Here is a 17237-nt window from a genome sequence, read left to right on the forward strand (position 1 = left end):
TTGATTCAAATAGAAGGTCTAAGTACTTTTGCAGTATACGATTACATCACATCGCAGCCGATTTCATTGGCAATATCTCGAAGCTGCTGTTCGTTGTCTAATTTAATCGACCACTTGCATTCAGAACCATTGGCTGAAATGACATTTGCCCCTTTTCCTATCAGTTGGATTGCATCAACTTGAGCTTGTAGCGTTACTCTGTGCTCACCATCCAAACGAACGACAAGCTCATGTGCGGTTGCGATGATTTTCCCACTTTTAAACGTTATGACCATGGATTTCTCGGACTATTTTTAAATACAGATTACTTCTTATAAATACAAACACAGCTAACTAATGCTTAGCCTATTATCGCTTATGTTTCTTCACGGCAATAGTTAAACGACTTGTACAGACTAAGCGTTGACGCTCATCAGTGATGTTTATCTGCCATACTTGGGTAGACACACCCAAGTGAATAGGCTCAGCAGTACCGACAACATGGCCATCACGCATTGATCTAACGTGGTTTGCGTTGATATCTAGCCCAACGCAATAGTAGCCTTCTGGAACGCAAAAATTAGCAGCCAATGAGCCAAGCGTTTCTGCTAATACAACCGATGCGCCGCCATGGAGCATACCTAAAGGTTGGTGGGTAAAATGACAAACCGGCATGGTTGCCACCAAAGAGTTGTCGTTGACCTCGGTGTATACAATATTGAGGTGTTCAATTAAGGTATTTTTTGAGGTCGCGTTGAAGATCTCTAGGTCAACGGGCTTTTTCCAAATACTCATGTAGGTTCCTTAATTATTGGCTTTGTTATCGCGTGTGCAGTTTTATCATCGTTAACAGGTTGATAAAACCAATAACGTTAGCATTATCGCTGCGCTTATTACCGAAATAGTTATCTTACTGCTACTAGCTATTACACAAGTTGATGTTAACATGCATAAAAACCGAATACACAGAGGATATTGTATGACGTCATGGATGAAGTTTGCCTCGCTTCTTACACTTGCAGGGCTAAGTGCATGCAGCGCTTCGCCAACAGGCAGAAACCAATTACTGCTTTTTTCAGATAAAGATATGTCTCAGCTTGGAGCACAGTCTTTTGAACAAATGAAGAAAGAACAACCCATCAGCAAAGATGCGAAAACGAACGCTTATGTACAGTGCGTTGCAAACAGCATCACGCAATATATTCCTAAGCAAGGTTTTAGTGAATGGGAAGTTGTTGTCTTTGACAGTGACCAAGTAAACGCATTCGCCCTACCAGGCGGAAAAATTGGCGTATATACCGGGTTACTTAAGGTAGCGGTTAATCAAGACCAACTCGCGACAGTTATCGGGCACGAAGTGGCGCATGTTTTAGCAGACCACAGTAACGAGCGCCTATCTCAGTCTCAAATCGCTAACACTGGTTTATCGGTTACTAGCATCGCATTAGGCGCATCAGAATACAGCCAATATCAAGGTATGACGATGGCTGCTTTAGGTTTAGGCGTTCAGTATGGCGTTATTCTACCGTATGGGCGAACTCAAGAGTCTGAAGCCGATGTTGTTGGCCTAGAGTATATGGCTAGAGCTGGATTCGATCCCAACCAAAGTGTCGACCTATGGCAAAACATGGCGAAGGCATCGGGTGGTAATCAGCCGCCAGAACTGCTTTCTACACACCCTTCGCACAGTACGCGTATCAAAGATCTGCAAGCGACGATAAAAACGTTACCTCAATCGGGATCACCAAGGCCAAATTGCAAAACATAGTTTGATGTTCTTTTCTGATCTCGAATGCTAAAACGCCCTATCCATATTGGTTAAGGCGTTTTTAGTGAATCAGCTTAATTAGTTATTCAAACTTCGAACAAAAAGCATTAACTCATTAAGTGCCTAGAATTTGTAATGGTAGGCTTAATAGTTGATCACCCGTTGATGCAAAATACCAGATAACACCTATCAAACTACTCACCAAACCCACATACCAAACAAACGACACGACTTGACCGTATTTGTCTAATGGCAACAAGTGACTGTGGTGACGCCCTTTCCATTCGAACAGTATTTCCACACTACCCATAATCAATAAGAAACCAAACAAGGTCAGATTCAACTGATAACTCAGTACCACACCAGCAACAGCGGCTGCGATACACAATACAATACCAAGCACGCTGTTCATTGAGAAACTGATACTTTTCAGTACATGTCCGCCATCGAGAGGCAGAATTGGCAATAGATTAAACAAGTTCAATAGGGCGTTAAATACCGCAAGCCCAGCAAAGAACATCTCGCCAGTGATCCAGTACAACACCATAAACACCAAAGACAATATCAATCCGAACAATGGCCCCATGATTGAGATAACTACATCTTGCCAGCGCGTATTGATCTTCTCATCGGATAACGCTAAACCACCAAGGAATGGTATCAAATAGATGCCTTTGGTCTTCATACCAAAGTATTTCATCGCTCTAATATGGCCGTATTCATGGAACATAAGGCAAGCGATTAGAGCTAAAGCAAATTGAATTGAAAACAGCCATGAATACGCAGCTAAGCTCGCTGAGGCAAGTACGACTTTGATTAGCTTGGCACTTTTTAATGCTTTCATACCAAGCGACACTAATCCAATTAAGCTAAAACGCTTCTCAGGTTTAGGTGCTACAACGGGGGTTTGTTGCTCGATGTCTTTAGTGTCGCGGTTACCTTCGGCAATCGTTTGACCATTGACGGAGGCTTTGTAGTACATCTCAAATGGCTGCCATTGAACTGACGCTTCGACGTGACACTGCAACGTATCTTCGCCAGATTGCAACATGAATGAGTGAGTTCGAGCATTATCTTGCTCTGAGGTCGCATCCAGTTGAGACACAAGTGTATTATCCCAGAACAGTTGTTGCCAACCAGCCATTGAACCTTCTAAACGAAGCGGTTTTCCAAGAAACTCTATCGCGAGTAATTCCAAACTTAAATTCCAATTTAATGCCATCGTAAATGAAACCGTATTATGCCGATTTAGCGATTAACGGTAAACACAAACGAAGTTGTTACATATTTAAGCAATTGAACACTATTTATTCCGATAATGCGCATAAACATTCTGGTCACACCTCCAACCACGAATAAAGCATTGATTGTATGCATATTATAAATGTTAAAGTCCCGCCCCGTAAAATTATAACTTCACAAAATGATAACTCATTCTTTGACTTTACATGAAACATGAATTTAACATGTCATTTACATTGGAGCATCACAAATAAGAATGCTCAGTGTGTTTTCAACAATAAGAATGAGATTTGATGCCCTAGGAGGGTCAAGGATGAAAACAATACAACGCTCTCTCGTTTCGCTTTCTGTGCTATTTGCATGTAATTCACTTGCGGCTGGTTTCCAAGTTGCTGAGCACTCTGCCTCAGGCCTTGGACGCGCATTCTCAGGTGAAGGTGCAGTTGCCGATAACGCGAGTGTACTTGCGAGAAACCCCGCTGCAATGACCCTATTTGATACAGCCCAATTTTCAGGCGCGGTTTCTGTCGTTGATCCAGAAGTAGACATTACTCAAAACAATGTTCCAGGTTCTGGCGGACAAAGTCAGACATCTAAAGACGTCGCTCCCCTTCAAATTGTACCTGGTGCTTACTACATTAGCCCAATTAATGAGCAATGGGCTTGGGGCATTGGTATGTTTTCCAACTACGGTGTTGCTACCGATTACCCAGATGATATCTACGCGGGTGATCTAGCTGGTGATACATCACTAATGTCTGTCAATTTAAACCCAAACGTAGCGTATAGAATCGACGACCAATTCAGCATTGGTGCTGGCGTAAACCTTGTTTATGCAGAAGCTGAACTCAACCGACACCAAGGTGCTATTTCAAATGTTACTGGTGATCCTTCGTCGACGAAATTAATCAGTATGACTGGCGAAACATTCGCATTTGGTTGGAATGTGGGTGGCTTATATGAATTGAATGAAAACAATCGATTTTCTATCGCTTATCGTTCGGAAGTTGACCTTGATTTTGACGATGGTGATTTCAAAGATTACACCGGTGGAATCGTACAAGGTAGCGCAACTGCAACGACTGGCCGCTTAAAAATCACCTTACCTTCAATTATTGAAATATCTGCTTTCCACCAATTGACCGAACAGTGGGCTGTCCACTACGGTTGGCAACAAACGGGTTGGAGCAGCTTTAAAGAACTTAAAGCGACCAGTCCAGATTGTAAAGATGGTGTGTGTTTTAAAAAGACAGAGCACTACGAGGATAACAACCGCTACTCGTTGGGTGCGACTTATCAGTTGAATAAAGAGTGGACTCTAAGAGCGGGTCTTGCTTATGACGAACAAGCTGGCCAAACGACTTTAAGTATCCCAGACAGCGATCGTTACTGGTACAGCACAGGTTTGACTTACCAGTACAGCCCAGATCTTTCTATTGATGCTGGTTTTGCCCTTGTACAAAGCAAAGGTGGTGACTTCACTGAGACCAATAAATTGGGTCAAAAGCTTGAATTTTCAGGTGATGCAGTAGCTTACCTATCTGCAATTCAATTGAACTACACCTTTAACTAAACGGAATTCAAACATGAAAAAGTTATTTAGTGTTTCGCTGCTTGCTTCGGCGATGTTTCTTGCTGGTTGTGGTGATGACTCTTCGAGTTCAGGTGCCTCAACTGCCGTTAAATATGAGCAGTACATTCAAGATTCACTGGCTCGCACAACGAGTATTAAGTTTCATCTAAGTGGTGCGAACAAAGCGGTTCCACTGCCAAGCTTTGCTCTGATGGACACGACGGATGGCACTCTAGGATTACCAACGGGTGGTAAAGATTCGTTAACGAATCCAATTGCGGCAATGAATACCATGGATGGATGGCTGGTCTACTTCGATGCCAATCGTTATGAATTTCGAAGGTACCGGTCTTGCCGACGGTGTCGCGACTAGCGGCGTTTACATTCTAAAACTTAGCAGTTCACTGACATCCACAACAGCGCCAAAGGTTACAGACGTACTGACTCTAGGTACGCACTTTAATGTGTTATCTAGCGCTGCAACGGATGCCTTTACTATTGTATTTAAAGATTCACTCGATGCTTCAAGCGAATACTTGTTGGCACTGTCGAATGAACTGACGGATGTTAATGGCGACCCGGTCGGAATGTCGTCAAGCTACGCGGCTCTGAAATCAAGTTCAGTAACGTATACTGACGGCAGCTTAGCTCAAGCTCAGAAAGTAACTCAGGGTGTAGAGCAAATCTTTGCAGGGGCAAATGCCGCTGGCAAAGTTAGCCTTGATAGCAAAGACATCATCTACTCGACGTGGTTTACCACCGAATCGGTTGGCGGTTCCCTTTTCGCAACAAAAGCAGCAACAGCGACTGGGTTGGCTTCTGCGAACCTAAACGGTGTATGGAAAGGCAGTGCAAACCCTAATTCGGTTGACCTAAAAGCCGCGTACACTATGTCGTTTCTTCCTGCAGTCACATTCAAAACAGCATTAGCAAATGACACTGATTTTGATAAATACATTGGTGGCGGTGACTCGACTAAGATTGCTAAAGCCAAATTTGCTATTGGGGCGATGTACGATGCATCAAATGCAGATGTCAATGTAAGTCAAGGGTCGGTTAAGTTACCTCACTACTTAGAAACAAGCAGCAGCAAATGGAATTCTCAGCCCTTTGAGTCAGGTATGCCTAGCCTAGCTAAGGTTTCAAATGCCCTCAGTAATAGTGCAGAAAAGGCGAACATGGCCGCTCAGCTTATAGCTGCTGGTATTGATGCAAGTATATTAGCGACGAGTCAAACAGAGCAGCTTAAACTCATTGGTTTAAATTTGACTCTTAAAGATGGTTCAGCACTTGATAGCGAGCGAGTCATCACCAAATACTCACCTGTTCCTCAAGTTAAATCATTAGAAGACGTCGAATTCTTACTGTTTACTCCAAATGGTTCTGATCCTACTAATGTTGTGATCTACCAACACGGTATCACCTCAGCGAAAGAAAACGCTTATGCGTTCGCTTACAACCTTGCAAAAGCGGGTGTAGCAGTATTGGCCATTGACTTACCGCTCCACGGTACACGCAGTTTGGATGATACTCGTTCGGCAAACGCTGACGTTTTAGCTTATCTAAACTTAGCGAACTTACCCGTCGCTCGCGATAACGTACGTCAAAGTGCGCTTGATGTAATGGGCTTACGCGCATCTTTAGCTGTTTCATTAAAAGCTCTCAGACTCGGTACTTCTCCATTGAAGGCCTTTAACCTAGCTACTGGCTCACAAGTGAAGTTCTTAGGCCACTCACTCGGCGGTATTGTTGGAACGACGGCAGTTGCAGCTTCTAACCGCACTTTAGGTACTGCAACGGCAGATGCTCTGTATTCGTTTAGTTCTGCAGCTTTTGAAAACTCTGGTGGTCAAATATCTAACCTTCTACTCGGTTCTACAGAGTTTGGTCCTCAGGTTAAACACAATGTTGCGTTGAGCGCTTCAACGGAATACGCGAGTTTCGCAAGTGCTACCTGTGCCAGCTTATCAGACAAACTCTGCTACGAAACGTTTGAAACTAATGCAACCACAGCCCAACTAGCAGTGATGACGGCTGCATTTCAGCAATTCGCGTATGCAGCTCAAACCGTGTTGGATACCATCGATCCGTTCACTAACGCTGATCACCTGTTAAGCTCTGGTTCACCTGTACTACCTATTTATATGGGACAAGTTAAGGACGATGACACGGTACCTAATTCAGTTGCGAGTGCTCCGTTTGCAGGAACAACTCCGTTGGCGACAAAGCTTGGTTTAACTGTTGTGGATTCAAGCAATACGACACCAAATGGCACCAAAGACTTTGTTAAGTTTAATGATGTTGCTTTTCACAGTACTTTTGTATTACCGAAAGATACAACGACTCCGACACCTCTTGATTCAGCTCATTACGCAGAGATGCAGGCTGAAGCTGTAGATTTTTTGGTGGACAACAAGTTGGATTCAGTATCAAACGCAGGCTCTGTTTTGGAGTAAAATTTACCTTTCTATCAAAAACAAATGCCAGCCTAACCGCTGGCATTTTTGTATCTATCGACACCCCATCGTCCCTAGTTAACCGTTTGCATAGAACCTTAAAACACAAATGGTTGATCTCAGCTAAAATTAATCAAGACAGAATACCGTACGACCTCTTTCTTTATTGTAAATAAAGTGGATAATAGCCCCGTAATTAATACCTAATAAATGTGAGTCCATTATGTCTTCTGAAGCTACTATGCTAGAACGCTGCCAATCTAAATGTGAACTATGTGGTTCTGATTCTTCTCTTACTGCGTACGCAGTACCGCCACACAGCCACGTAACAGTGGATCACGGCATCATGGTATGTGACAAATGCCTTGGTGAGATTGACGAGCCTAAAGATATCAACCACTGGCGCTGCCTAAGCGACAGCATGTGGAGTCAAGAAGCGCCAGTTCAAGTAACGGCATGGCGTCAACTTACTCGTCTTAACACTGAAAGCTGGGCTCAAGACGCACTAGACATGATGTACCTTGAAGAAGAAACATCAGTTTGGGCACAAATCGGCATGTCTGCTGATGATAAACCTCTTGATGTGAACGGCGTTGAGCTTAAAAAAGGTGACGACGTAACAGTAATCAAAGACCTGCCAATCAAAGGTACTAACCAAGTGATTAAGCAAGGTACTGTTATCCGTGGCATCAGCGTTGGTGACGATCCTAAGCTTGTTTCTGGTAAAACAAATGGCGGTCAATCAATGTACGTAATCGCTGAGTTCTGCCGTAAGAAGTAATGACTTTTTACTCGTAGAATTAAGAAAGGCGCTCAATTGAGCGCCTTTCTTGTATTATATTATTCTCTAGTTATCAGTAATGATAATTGATGTATTGTTAGACAAATTAAACAAGTAATTATGGATTTGTAATGACCACTTTTCTGATTGATAGTAGCTCTGGGGCTTGTGATTCATTATGGACCAATCAACAAGGTTTAGAGGTTGCTAAACCACTTGATAAGTATCTCTTTATATCTGATCTCGACGTTTTCGATGAAGATCAGCAAGCTATTATTCAGACAGAAAAAGTTATTTTCTACGCGGGCTGCTACGAACAGATTCTATTACAACAAGCCCTGTCGCTTGGATTAATCAATGACGAAACTTATGCTAAAGCTGCTGCTTATGCTAAAGATCAGGGTTATGGCGCGCTCGCCTATGCGATTGTCACTACTTCAAACTGGACGATCACGCACCGAGGTTGCAATAATGATCAAGGCTTAGTTTACGGCGGCACTGGTGGTAACCATGCAAGGCTCTCCTATACTAACAGCTACCAAACAAAAGCTGCAGTAGAAGAAGCTTGTAAGTTAGACTCCCTATCAGGCCCTCCTGTTAGCCATTACCACTACACCCTAAATGGTGAAGACTATTTCGAGGATATGGAAGATATTGGCAATGATGCAGTGGACAATATATACTCATTAACAGAGAACCTTATCAATTCAATCAAAGCACACAGAGAAGGAGGCACGATGAACGAACATAAAAATGCAGGCTACAGTACCGCCTCCTCACCAGAGGCTCCGCCAGTAGATATCAGCCAAGTGATTGAAAATCATCATGCTTATAAAGGTCATGATAAAAAGAAGAAAACGAAATACGCAAATCACATCAAGCTACACAATGACAAGATTAAGAAGCACAAACAGCTTTCTCTTTAAATTTTTGCCCTATCTTTTACTAAACCGTTCCAATGTGAGCGGTTTTTCTTTGTCCTTAAATAAGAAAAATGTTTTGACGAACAATCGACCTTCAGTAAATGTAATCATTGGTTTAGCTCTCTTTCTTTTGAGAATGATAGTTACCAAGGAAGAGCATTTACTAAGAGCAAACAAATAGGACACAGTACCTACTATAAACGCGAAAAAAGGCGCTCAATTGAGCGCCTTTCTTGTATCTATAATCTAACCATTCTTAATTTAGTTATTTCTCAACCAAACGTCTTGGTTTTTAGGTGCTTTCTTCTTTTTCTTCTTACCAGTTCCTGCTGGTGGCGCAACCGGTTTTAATGCAGCAACAAGTGCAGCGGTTGCCTCTTCATCTACTTCAAAGCCTTCGATTTGCTCACGCTCAAGACGAATTTTGTTCTTCTTCTCGATGATCGTGAAGTGATGGTAGTCTTCGTGATCGATCAAAGATAATGCTAAACCAACCTCTCCCGCACGACCACTTCGGCCAATACGGTGCATGTAGTCTGATGGACTACGTGGTAAGTCAAAGTTGATAACCACTGGAAGCTTCTCAATATCTAAGCCACGAGCTGCGATGTCTGTCGCGATCAGAACGTCAATCTCGCCAGATTTGAAATCTTCAAGAATACGAGTACGTGAACCCTGCCCTTTATCGCCGTGGAATACTTCTGCGATAATACCGCGCTTGTAAAGCTTGTCAGCCAAATGTTCACAGCTGTTCTTCGCATTCACGAAGATCAGAGCTTGGCGCCATTCGTGTTGTTGAATCAGGTGGGCTAGCAATGCGGTCTTACGGCCTTTTTCGACTTCGAATACACGCTGAACTAGCGTGCTCGCATTAGCACTCTGAAGTTGCACTTCAATAGGATCGTTCAGTAGTTCGTGAGTCAGCGTTTTAACTTGCTCAGGGAAAGTCGCAGAGAACAACAAGGTTTGTTTTTTGCTTGGCAGAAGTTTCAAGATCGCGTCTAGTTCTTCTGTAAAACCAAGGCTTAACATTCGGTCAGCTTCATCAAGCACTAACGTTTTTACTTTATCGAGTTTGATAGCGTTGCTTGAGATCAGATCCAGTAAACGACCCGGCGTTGCCACCAAGATATCAGTGCCGCCACGTAGCGCTTGCATCTGAGTGTTTACCGATACACCACCAAATACACAAACGGTTTTGATTGCACCGTTGAAATGTACTGCGTAAGACTTAACGCTATCGGCAACTTGCTTAGCAAGCTCACGTGTAGGAACCAAGATAAGGCCAGAAACATAGTTACCTTTGCCCGAACGACGGTCTAAAGGTGCATCTTCATGGATCTTTTGTAACAGTGGAAGTGCAAATGCTGCAGTTTTACCTGAACCTGTATTTGCGCCTGCAATTAGGTCGCGTCCTGCTAACACACTTGGAATAACTTGCGCTTGGATAGGCGTTGGCTGTTGGTATTCAAGCTCGGTAAGACGAGCCATCAAAGGAGAGATCAAGCCAAGATCAGAGAAGTTGGTTGGTGTTGTGGTGTTAGTCATTAATTGCAGGAACTCAAAGCTAAAATAATAGCGCGCTATATTAACGTATTTCAGCAGTATTACGTAACTAAATCGCCCCTTTCTCTCGTGTTTTAGCAATTAGCCCCAGTACAACACATCCAGTATCAAGTTATCGCAAGTTTAATTCAGCCACCCTGCTACCGTTTGTTCCGGTGTATACGAGTTAGGTTCGGTTAACCACACGGCTACAGCATCTGGCGTGGCGACTAATGGATCAAAATCGACATTGAATTGCCATTCAGACTCACCACGTCGATAGCCGTCATAAACCACGACAAAATCGTGCTCAAGTTTCTTACCTCTGTTCTCGCCCGCTTTAACGCTGGTGACTTCGTTCATCGCCAATAAGGCAATATGAGCGACATAATCACCTTTGCCTTCGTAATGCACGCTGAACGTATCGCCTTTATGGTTCACTGTTAATTTAGGATTAATTTGTTGTTGGAGCGAAGGGAGATTTCTATCGAGCCAATCAAAGTAACCGCGCCACTCTTTTCCATCAACGATAAATCCCGGAGTATAAACGCCACTTGTTACTCCATAAGCTTTGTACAAGCGTTGCTTCTGACTGAATGCCTTACTCGCGAACTTATCTCCCCACCCTAGGTAATCCCAATAATCGACGTGATAGGCGAGCGGAATGACTTGTGTCCAAAGTTTAGGGTGGTCTTCAAAAGTACTAAGGTAGGCATCAGCAGGCGGACAACTTGAACAACCTTCAGAGGTGAACAGTTCGATAACCTGCGCAGGTTGACCTTCATTACTCCAGGTTTGTGCAATCGACACAGAAGAGTAAAAGCCGATCGGTAAGGCAAGTAAACAGAGTTTAATCAATGGTGAGTTGCAGCTGGCGTGTGACATACCGTGATCCTTGTACGAAGCGAATTTACTGGCGCTCAAATACAGACCGTTATGCCTAAATATTTCTTTCAGGTGATGAGTTTCTTTCAGGTGCTTAGTTTATTTCAAATGCTTAGTTTCTTTGAGATACACAGCTTATTGCAGATACAAAAACGCCAGCTTCAGAAGCTGGCGTTTTCTTAAAATTCTTTATTTTTACATGTTAACGCAGAGATTAACGGTTAATACCGATATCGCGTTGCATGTGACCAGATAGGTCGCTTGAGTAGTAACTACGTGGAGAGTTGTCTACAAAAAGAATATCGAAAATGTGTGCAATCAATCCTTTGAAGTTAACCGAGTAGGTCTTCTTATCCATAGAGTTAGGAACAGCGATAGTATTCATTTGCATTGCTTGAGCCATGATTGCCTCTCTATAAATTTGTTTAAGTGGTTCGTTCTGATGACAAGAATAATAGGTGATTTTTTACACGTTAAAAAATGACTAAATTTGGACTTTCAGATTAGTTTTTCTAATAAAACAAACCGTTAACAACGCATGAAAATACATATTCACAAATGGTGACTATAAATTCACAATGGCGTTAAAATCATGCATTTAGTACAAATACCCTTCAAATCACAGTGGCCAATGTCACAAAAAATTTACATAAATAAATTTCCAACTTCATCGGCCACGTACCGATTATAAACTTTTCGATAAGTTATATTTGTTTCTAATTCACTTGTTCAATGTCTGGCTTCTTCGCATAAATCGACGCTATAACCGCAATCGTCATAGTAGAAATCAGCACCGCTAACGACCAATACGTTGGGATAGCCCATTCGCTGTCGACCAGTAGCATTTTCACACCAATGAAGACCATGATGAACGCCAATGCTGGCTTCAAGTAGATGAACTTATCCATCATGCCTTGCAGAACAAAGTACAAAGAGCGAAGGCCAAGTAGCGCAAATACGTTTGCAGCAAGTACCAGGAACGGTTCTTGCGTCACAGCAAAGATAGCTGGGATAGAATCCAGTGCAAACATCACATCCATAACTGCAATCGCACCGATCACCAACATCATTGGAGTGAATGCCCATTTTGCACCCTGTTTAACCAACAATGCAGGACCATGAAAATCCTCTGTTACCGGCATCACTTTACGAAGTAACTTCTCTGGTAGTGTATTTACACTTTCCTCTTCGCCCTTGTCTAACGCCAGTTTAATACCAGTACCAATCAAGAACGCAGCAAACACGTAAAGCACCCAGTGGTATTCAGCCAACAGCTGTGCGCCTAGTGCGATCATAATTGCACGAAGTACCAGTGCACCAATTACGCCCCAAAGAAGCGCACGAGGTCTTAGATGCTCAGGAACTTGGTATTGAGCAAAGATCATCGCGAAAACAAATAGGTTGTCTACACTGAGTGATTTTTCTAGCAAGTAACCCGTAATGAATGACACGGTTGCTTTTTGCGCTGTGTAGTCACTATTTGGCGCATAAATGTCCCAGAATAAGTAAATAGAACCAGCAAACAAAAATGCAAGTACAAACCAAAAAACGCTCCAGATTGCCGCTTTTTTAATTGTGACGTTCCCACCACGAGTCTGATAGATATCAATAGAGACGAGTATCACTGTTAGCAGGAAAAAACCCGCATAAGTCGTCATGATTGGCGATGAAAAAAAGGATTCACTATTTGTAGATAATAGAGATTGAGTTGAGTTCATTATTCCTCCGGGCGGAAGAACTGTACAAAGACCTTCCGCAAACAAAACATATCAAGTTCCACGACGGATCTTGACTGTGATTGCGTTGGTCTCGTTGAAGTGAAATATGGGATTTCACCTTTACATACCGGATAGGCTCTTAGCCTAACGAGATGACGACATGTAAACTTGCGCTAACTACTCCCCAAACGCGTGGATAATATTCCCCTATTTGTGTTTCGTCTATTAAAATTTGCACTAGAAATACAAAAAAGGAGCAAATGCCCCTTTCTTATTGATGCCACCCTGTCAAATAGACACTCGAATTGATTCTAAGAATAAATCCGCTAACCAAATTCACGATGGCACTGCGTAGTTACACTGCAAAACGATCAAGTAATAATTCTGCGCAAATTACAATCTCGCGTAAATTACAATCCTGCAGTCGGTATCAAATACACTAACGCAGACCAAACCGATACCCAACCAACCACCGCTACTGCATCTAACCAATCTTTCTTATCCATGCTTATCTCCACAAGAAGTGTGACCTGCAGGAATAAAGCATAAACAGTGCCAAATTTATAAACAGCTATAACTAATAATGTTAAGTGCAATCATTGATGCTGATTATCTAAAACACTCCATGCAATTCAGCGGTTCATTGTGTTTAAGAGACTCTGGGTATTCTTGTAGAAACTCGATAAAACAGTCGGCCATAGAATCGGTCGTCACCACGCCATCACCTATCATATCTAAGACGGCGTTATAGCCCTCTTTTCCTTTCATGGTGTAGGCTGACGACGCGCCTCGGTAAATTCGGTCACGAGAAACTGGCTGCCAACCGGATGTTTCAGAGTGTATTTCTAAATGGTGAATCCTATGCCCTATAGGCGCTTCTTTGTGGTAGCAGAACCTTAGATTATGAGTATAAGGAAAGCTGCCGGAACCTGTGCCCACGACACCATTATCGATCGCGTTATTGATTGCACCTTCAAGCATGCCAGCGATCGTTTCACCTTTTACTTCATACACACCAATGGGTACGGCAAACGGTAGTAGTTTTCCGGCAATATCGGCAACGGATACATCACCACTATTGAGTGAATTTCGCACTCCACCAGAGTTGTGAATCGCAAATTCAACCTGATGCCCTTTTTTGTTCATTAGGTAGTGAAATGATTGAGCAACCAAGGGCGCAAGCTGACTTGGACCTTTCTCATCCGGGATCCGAATATGGCGCAGTGTTGTGTCTGCATGAGCAATCACTTGTTGCTGAAGCTTTCGAACTCTCGGCTGGTATTTATCCGTCAGAATACTCTGCAGCTCAGGATCTTTTTTACACACTGCAATATTAGGGTGATTATTTAAAAACTCACATGCCATGTCGTGGGCATCGTCTTGCCCTACTTCACTCAATTTCGCGTCTATAAACAGTCGACGGCCTAACAGCAGTTCGTTCTTACCGTTGAAGTGAGTCACTTTGCCTTCAGCATCGAACTCGATTTCGCAGTGTCCTAGGCTCATGGCGTGGAAACCCGCTTGCACAACATAGGTGTCATCGACTTTCACTCCGTAATCATCATCTTTAACTAAGCCAATATCAGAGAAATCACCTTGTAAGCGATGACTATGACCACCAACAATGACACCAATACCTGTTACGTTGGCTGCTAACTCTAAATCAGCTTCGTAACCAAGATGACTAAGTAACACAATCTTGTTGATACCAGCTTTATGAATCTGCTCAATGGTCGCTTTTGCTGTTTCTAAAGCATTTTCAAATGGTGTATCGATATCTGGATTGGCAATGCCTGCCATTTTGTCGATGCTTAAGCCGAATATTGCAACCTTCTCGCCATCAAACTCTTTCGTTATAAAAGAGGCACTTCGCGTTACAGTCAGATAGGGTTTAACAATTTCGTTGTCCGCTAAGGTATGAGTTTTATTGATATCCTCATTCGATAGATTCCAGTTACCGGCCAACAGTGGGAATTTGATTCTTTTCGCGAAAATCGCAACGGGCTCATTACCCATATCTAGCTCGTGATTGCCAAGCGTCATGGCATCTATATTAAGGGCATTCAACAAATCGGCGTTGGCTTTTCCCTTGAATAAAGAAAAGTACAAAGTCCCCTGGAAGCAGTCACCAGCATGCAGGAACAGGGTTCCAACCTTCTGACGCTGGGCATCTTGTTCTATTTGTTTGAAGCGTGTTGAAATTCGAGCAAAGCCACCAGTACTGACATAAGGTTCAATGATGTGGTTGTTCATTTTAAGTGATAGCTGTAACGAGGTTGGTTCAAAGTATGAGTGGGTGTCGTTGATGTGTGCCAACACTATTTTTGTCGGCTTATTCTTTTTAGTCATATTTTCTTCTCTCTTTGTCCCTTCATACTAGGTCGAGAATCATGACAGAATCGTGAATTTTATGAAACTGCACTGCAAAAAAATACTCGAGATAGATCGAAAATCTCATTTTGCACCGTATAAATAAACAACGGGTTTTGTGACAGGTGAGCATACCAGATTTGTGTTTTTCGATTATGATTAAAGATATCTGTTAGCTTTCAAACAATTAGCAGAGCCTTCCGTTAGGAGTAAGCCTATGCAACTAGAAAGAATCGAGATTTCTGGCTTTCGAGGTATTAAGCGCATGTCTCTTGCGTTTGATGAGCTAACCACGCTTATTGGTGAAAATACTTGGGGTAAGTCTTCATTATTGGATGCCCTTTCCGTCGTTCTCCCTTCAGACGGAGTTCCATATCACTTCGAAATGACCGATTTCCATGTCGATTACTCAGTTTCACATCCACAGTCTCAACACCTTCAAATTGTTCTCGCATTAAAAGCCAACGATAAAAGTGAGCTAAATGCAGGACGTTATCGCAAACTCAAGCCGGTGTGGGTTCAAGACGAGTTTGGTGTTTTTCGTATCTATTATCGAATCAGTGCCACGTTAGAGCAGTATGAAACGACAACACACTATGCATTTTTGGGGTTGGACGGAAACCCTCTCAAGCTTCATCACTCAGAAAAGCTCGCTCAAGAATTAATGACGTTACACCCTGTAATTCGTTTGAGAGACGCAAGGCACTTCGATCGCCCTTTCAACGGCAATTCACTTAACCACAATGCTCATCTACCGGGTAATGTTCACACTAACACCGTTCATGCTAGTAACGGGCACGCTAATAATGTGAGTGGAAATGGTAACGGCCAGAGTCAAACAACCAATGGTAATGGCAGCAATGGAAACGGAAATGGGCGTCAGGCAAGGATAGAAAAACGCATCGACAACACCTGCCGTCGCCTTATGGCGATACCCGGACATGTTAATAAAGGTGAAATGCGCAGTAGTCTTGAGTCGATGCAAAGCCTGATAGAACACTACTTTTCTTTCAAGAGTAACTCTCGCCGGAACCCAAGAAAACAGAGGGATGGCCTACTTTATTCAGCGGGTGCCAATGATCAGAGCATTCATCAACTTGTGGAAGAAACCAAGAACAAACAAACTCGTCTGCTGTTCATGGGGCTACTTAACGCATACTTACAAGCCAAAGGACCGACTGACTTAAGACGATGCGCGCGCCCTCTTTTGATTCTTGAAGATCCAGAAGGTCGATTGCACCCAACGCACTTGGCAAGGGCTTGGAGCTTGATGCAAAAGCTGCCCATGCAAAAAATCCTGACCACCAACAGTGGCGATCTACTTGCTGCTGTGCCGCTTCAATCGATTCGTCGTTTGGTACGTCAGTCAGATAAAACCATAGCCAACCAGCTCAATGTGAACCACTTCAGCAAAGATGAACTTCGTCGAATTGGTTTTCATATTCGTTTTCACCGGTCCGGCGCTCTGTATGCTCGCTGTTGGTTGTTGGTAGAAGGTGAAACCGAAGTCTGGTTGTTTAACGAGTTAGCCAACCAATGTGGGTATAACCTTGCTGCGGAAGGCGTTCAAATTATTGAGTTCGCGCAGTCTGGTCTTAAAGCGCTCATTAAAGTAGCGCAAGAGTTTGGTATCGATTGGCACGTGGTGACTGACGGAGACGCTGCTGGTAAGAAGTATGCGGCGACTGTGCTATCTAAACTCGGTAATGATCAAGAACGACATCGCCTCACAGAACTGCCTGACAGAGACATCGAGCACTACTTGTATATGAATGGGTTTGAGAACTTTTTCAGAGACATGGTTAAGATTCCTTATGACCACCCTATTCCAGCGAAAAAAGTTGTGGCTAAAGTTCTCAAGAAACATGCAAAACCAGACCTGGCTTTAGCGATCGTGTCTCATTGTGAGAATCAAGGACAAGACTGTATTCCATTGTTGTTGAGATGGACTTTGAAACGCGTGATCACCATGGCAAACGGAAATACCTAGCTTCTTG

General features: G+C 43.0%; 13 protein-coding genes and 1 pseudogene. 6 read left to right on the forward strand and 8 right to left on the reverse strand.

Features of this window, described 5'->3' with window-relative positions; genetic code table 11:
* Window positions 1-41: 41 nt before the first annotated feature.
* Window positions 42-275, reverse strand: a complete 234-nt coding sequence (locus OCV30_RS20880; RefSeq protein WP_009845322.1) for a DUF3389 domain-containing protein — start codon at window positions 273-275, stop codon at window positions 42-44.
* 73 nt (window positions 276-348) lie between these two features.
* On the reverse strand, window positions 349-774 hold the full coding sequence (locus OCV30_RS20885; protein ID WP_009845321.1) for a hotdog fold thioesterase: 426 nt from the start codon (window positions 772-774) through the stop codon (window positions 349-351).
* A gap of 184 nt (window positions 775-958) precedes the next feature.
* Here OCV30_RS20885 and OCV30_RS20890 point away from each other — a divergent pair, with 184 nt between their 5' ends.
* On the forward strand, window positions 959-1747 hold the full coding sequence (locus tag OCV30_RS20890; protein WP_065679002.1) for a M48 family metallopeptidase: 789 nt from the start codon (window positions 959-961) through the stop codon (window positions 1745-1747).
* Window positions 1748-1862: 115 nt separating this feature from the next.
* Here the strand turns inward: OCV30_RS20890 and OCV30_RS20895 are convergent, their stop codons facing one another.
* Window positions 1863-2945, reverse strand: a complete 1083-nt coding sequence (locus OCV30_RS20895) for a site-2 protease family protein (protein ID WP_065679001.1) — start codon at window positions 2943-2945, stop codon at window positions 1863-1865.
* 357 nt (window positions 2946-3302) lie between these two features.
* On the opposite strand from OCV30_RS20895, the gene OCV30_RS20900 reads away from it, so the two are divergent.
* From OCV30_RS20900 to OCV30_RS20915, 4 genes and pseudogenes are all read left to right on the forward strand, one after another.
* Complete coding sequence (locus tag OCV30_RS20900) at window positions 3303-4562, forward strand: outer membrane protein transport protein (protein ID WP_065679000.1); 1260 nt, start codon at window positions 3303-3305, stop codon at window positions 4560-4562.
* Window positions 4563-4575: 13 nt separating this feature from the next.
* Window positions 4576-7018, forward strand: a pseudogene (locus tag OCV30_RS20905) (VolA/Pla-1 family phospholipase).
* A 223-nt stretch (window positions 7019-7241) separates the two neighbouring features.
* Complete coding sequence (locus OCV30_RS20910; protein WP_009845316.1) at window positions 7242-7799, forward strand: PhnA domain-containing protein; 558 nt, start codon at window positions 7242-7244, stop codon at window positions 7797-7799.
* 131 nt (window positions 7800-7930) lie between these two features.
* Window positions 7931-8725 carry a hypothetical protein gene (locus OCV30_RS20915; protein WP_065678999.1) on the forward strand — a complete coding sequence of 265 codons (795 nt, stop codon included), beginning with the start codon at window positions 7931-7933 and terminating at the stop codon, window positions 8723-8725.
* Window positions 8726-8983: 258 nt separating this feature from the next.
* On the opposite strand, the gene OCV30_RS20920 is transcribed toward OCV30_RS20915, so the two are convergent.
* The 5 genes from OCV30_RS20920 to OCV30_RS20940 all read right to left on the reverse strand — a co-directional run bounded on the left by OCV30_RS20920 (window position 8984) and on the right by OCV30_RS20940 (window position 15219).
* Window positions 8984-10270, reverse strand: a complete 1287-nt coding sequence (locus tag OCV30_RS20920) for a DEAD/DEAH box helicase (RefSeq protein WP_065678998.1) — start codon at window positions 10268-10270, stop codon at window positions 8984-8986.
* Window positions 10271-10411: 141 nt separating this feature from the next.
* Window positions 10412-11152, reverse strand: a complete 741-nt coding sequence (locus OCV30_RS20925; protein WP_065678997.1) for a DUF1223 domain-containing protein — start codon at window positions 11150-11152, stop codon at window positions 10412-10414.
* Window positions 11153-11366: 214 nt separating this feature from the next.
* Entirely contained in the window at window positions 11367-11555 is a 189-nt protein-coding gene (locus OCV30_RS20930; RefSeq protein WP_009845310.1) for a hypothetical protein, read from the reverse strand.
* Window positions 11556-11868: 313 nt separating this feature from the next.
* Window positions 11869-12870 (reverse strand): TerC/Alx family metal homeostasis membrane protein, encoded by a 1002-nt coding sequence (locus OCV30_RS20935; protein WP_065678996.1) that lies wholly within the window; start codon window positions 12868-12870, stop codon window positions 11869-11871.
* A gap of 609 nt (window positions 12871-13479) precedes the next feature.
* Complete coding sequence (locus tag OCV30_RS20940; protein ID WP_009845307.1) at window positions 13480-15219, reverse strand: bifunctional metallophosphatase/5'-nucleotidase; 1740 nt, start codon at window positions 15217-15219, stop codon at window positions 13480-13482.
* 238 nt (window positions 15220-15457) lie between these two features.
* On the opposite strand from OCV30_RS20940, the gene OCV30_RS20945 reads away from it, so the two are divergent.
* Window positions 15458-17230: an ATP-dependent endonuclease gene (locus OCV30_RS20945; protein WP_065678995.1), complete on the forward strand. Its 1773-nt coding sequence runs from the start codon at window positions 15458-15460 to the stop codon at window positions 17228-17230.
* The last annotated feature ends 7 nt before the right edge of the window (window positions 17231-17237 follow it).

Origin of the sequence: Vibrio atlanticus, from assembly GCF_024347315.1 — a bacterium.
GTDB lineage: Bacteria > Pseudomonadota > Gammaproteobacteria > Enterobacterales > Vibrionaceae > Vibrio > Vibrio atlanticus.